This is a genomic window from Mesorhizobium sp. M4A.F.Ca.ET.022.05.2.1 (assembly GCF_003998845.1).
Lineage (GTDB): Bacteria > Pseudomonadota > Alphaproteobacteria > Rhizobiales > Rhizobiaceae > Mesorhizobium.
Genome location: NZ_RZOJ01000565.1, coordinates 1 through 3,032 on the forward strand (window position 1 = coordinate 1; position 3,032 = coordinate 3,032).

A 3,032-nucleotide genomic window follows, 5' to 3' on the forward strand; every position below is an offset into this window, starting at 1 on the left:
GATTCCGACAAGGTGAAGATGGCGCTTCCGGAAGTGAAGATCGGCATCTTCCCGGGTGCCGGCGGCACCCAGCGCGTGCCGCGGCTGACCGACCCGCAGCAGGCGCTGCAGATGCTGACCACCGGCCAGACTCTCACGCCGCAGAAGGCCAAGGCAATGGGCCTGATCCACGAGATCGCCGAGCCTTCGAAGCTGGTCGAGACCGCCAAGGCGATGATCAAGAATGGCCTGAAGCCGGTGGCGCCTTGGGACGAGAAGGGCTTCAAGCTGCCCGGTGGCCCGGTCTATTCGGCGGCGGGCGCCAACCTCTGGCCGCCGGCCATCGCCATCCTGCGTCGTGAGACCTACGGCAACTATCCGGCCGCGGCGGCGATCCTGAAATGCGTCTATGAGGGACTCCTGGTACCCTTCGACACGGCGCTCAAGATCGAGCAGCGCTACTTCACCGAGATCATGCAGACCAGGGAAGCGGCAGCGATGATCCGCTCGCTGTTCGTCTCGCTGCAGGAACTGAACAAGGGCGCGCGTCGCCCGGCCGGCGTGCCGGACACCAAGTTCAAGAAAATTGGCATCCTCGGCGCCGGCTTCATGGGCGCCGGCATCGCCTATGTCACGGCCAAGGCCGGCATTCCCGTCGTGCTGCTCGACCGCGACATGGAGTCGGCCGAAAAGGGCAAGGCGCATTCCGACAGGCTGATCTCTGATCAGGTCAAGAAGGGCCGCGCCAAGCCCGAGGACAAGGACAGGCTCTTGTCGCTGATCACGCCGACGGCCGACTATGCCGACCTCGCCGGCTGCGATCTGGTGGTCGAGGCCGTGTTCGAGGATTCCGCCGTCAAGAAGAGCGCCACCGAAAAGGCGGAAGCGGTGCTGAAGTCGTCGGCGATCTTCGCCTCCAACACCTCGACCATCCCGATCACCTCGCTGGCGAAGAATTCGGCGCGACCGAAGAATTTTGTCGGCATCCACTTCTTCTCGCCGGTCGACAAAATGATGCTGGTCGAGATCATCCTCGGCAAGAAGACCGGCGACAAGGCGCTGGCGACCGCCATCGATTTCGTCCGCGCCATCAAGAAGACGCCGATCGTCGTCAACGACACGCGCGGCTTCTACGTCAACCGCTGCGTCCTGCGCTACATGTCGGAAGCCTACAAGATGCTGATCGAGGGTGTCCCGGCACCGATGATCGAGAACGCCGCCAAGGCGGCCGGCATGCCGGTCGGTCCGCTGGCGCTGACCGACGAGACGGCGATCGACCTTGCCCAGAAGATCATGAAGCAGACGATCAGGGATCTCGGCGAGAAGGCCGTCGATCCGAAGCAGATGGCGCTGATCAACACCATGGTCGACACGCATGGCCGCTTCGGCCGCAAGAACGGCAAGGGCTTTTACGACTATCCGGCCAAGCCGGCGAAGAAGAAGCTGTGGCCTGGCCTCAAGGACCTCTATCCACAGCTCAAGCCGGAGAAGGTCGACTATGAGGAACTGAAGCAGCGCCTGCTGGTCACCATCGCCCTCGAGGCGGTTCGCGTGATGGAGGAAGGCATCGTCACCGATCCGCGCGAGGCCGATGTCGGCTCGATCCTCGCCTTCGGCTTCGCCCCCTTCACCGGCGGCGCGCTGTCCTACATCGACGGTATTGGCGCCAAGCAGTTCGTCAAGATCGCCAAGGCCCTGCAGAAGAAGTACGGCGCCGAGTTCAAGGCGCCGAAGCTGCTGCTCGACATGGCGGAGAAGGGCGAGACCTTCTACCAGCGTTTCGACCCTTACCAGAAGGGCGAGATCAAGCAGGCAGCCTGACGGCCGACGCCGATGTATGTCTGGGCGCGCATGGCGCGCATGATGGCCACGGCGCGAAGCCGTGGCCCGTACCTCGTCGGCGGTGAAAGCCGGCTGGTCTTTCGATGCCTGCCGACCGACATCGATTTCAACAACCATCTCAACAACGCCCGCTACATGATGCTGGCCGATCTCGGCCGCATCGACATCTTCCTGCGCGCCGGCCTCATCGCGCTGGCGCGCAGGAACGGCTGGGCGCCGATGATCGGCGGGCTGCAGGTGGCCTATGTGCGCGAGATCCGGCTGTGGCGGCGCTTCGAGGTGGTGTCCTCGATCGAGACCTGGGAAGGCACCTCGGTCATCGGCAGGCACCGCTTCGTCCTCGATAGTGGCGAAACGGCCGCGCAAATCATGACCACCGGCGGTGTCTACGACCGCCGCGGCCGCCGCTTTCTCGACATTGGCGAGGTGGTCATCGCACTTGGCCGTTCTGCTCAGCCGCGCCCCCCGACCGAGGCCGAGCAGGCATTCATGGCGTCGCACCGGAATTTGCGGGAACTTGCCAAGAAGGCGTGATCGTTGGCGATCCCGCGCACTTCCTCGGTGGACATTGGGGCGGTTGCGCGGTAGACAGGAAGAGGCATTTTTTCCTGTTTTGAAGGAGAGCTCGATTGCTCTCGCACGACCGTGTCTGGGCCGCCATCGACGCACTCGCCGAGCGTTATTCGCTGTCGGCGTCAGGTCTGGCAAGGCGCGCCGGTCTCGACTCCACCGCCTTCAACAAGTCGAAGCGCCTGTCCTCGGACGGGCGGCCACGCTGGCCGTCGACCGAATCGCTGGCCAAGATCATCGAGGCCACCGGCGCCTCGCTGGAGGAGTTCACCGGGCTGGTGGAAGGTGATGGCTCGATCCCGGCGTCGCAGGCACGCAGGTCAGCCGTGCCGCTGCTCGGCTTTGCCCAGGCCGGCGCCGGAGGTTTCTTCGACGATGCCGGCTATCCGGCGGGGCAGGGCTGGGATCTGGTTGAATTGCCGGCCAGGGCGACAGCAAGCTCCTATGCGCTGCAGGTGCAGGGCGATTCCATGCTGCCGCTCTACCGCAACGGCGACGTGCTGATCGTCGAGCCGGGCGCTGCCACCCGCAAGGGCGACCGCGTCGTCGTCAAGACCGTTGCCGGTGAGGTGATGGCCAAGGTGCTGGCTCGCCAGACCGTGAAGTCGATCGTGCTGGTCTCCCTCAATCCTGATCATCCT

Annotated in this window: 3 protein-coding genes; all 3 read left to right on the forward strand. The window is 64.4% G+C overall.

Translation table 11 applies throughout. The features are described 5' to 3' along the window. A partial coding sequence (locus EN745_RS32745) for a 3-hydroxyacyl-CoA dehydrogenase NAD-binding domain-containing protein (RefSeq protein ID WP_127423162.1) occupies nucleotides 1-1,800 on the forward strand: 1,800 nt, incomplete at its 5' end. Nucleotides 1,801-1,812: 12 nt separating this feature from the next. Continuing rightward, nucleotides 1,813-2,355, forward strand: coding sequence for a thioesterase family protein (locus tag EN745_RS32750; protein ID WP_126056607.1), 543 nt, complete (start codon nucleotides 1,813-1,815; stop codon nucleotides 2,353-2,355). Nucleotides 2,356-2,450: 95 nt separating this feature from the next. Further along, nucleotides 2,451-3,032 (forward strand): helix-turn-helix transcriptional regulator (locus EN745_RS32755; RefSeq protein WP_145992271.1); only part of this gene is annotated, 582 nt, incomplete at its 3' end.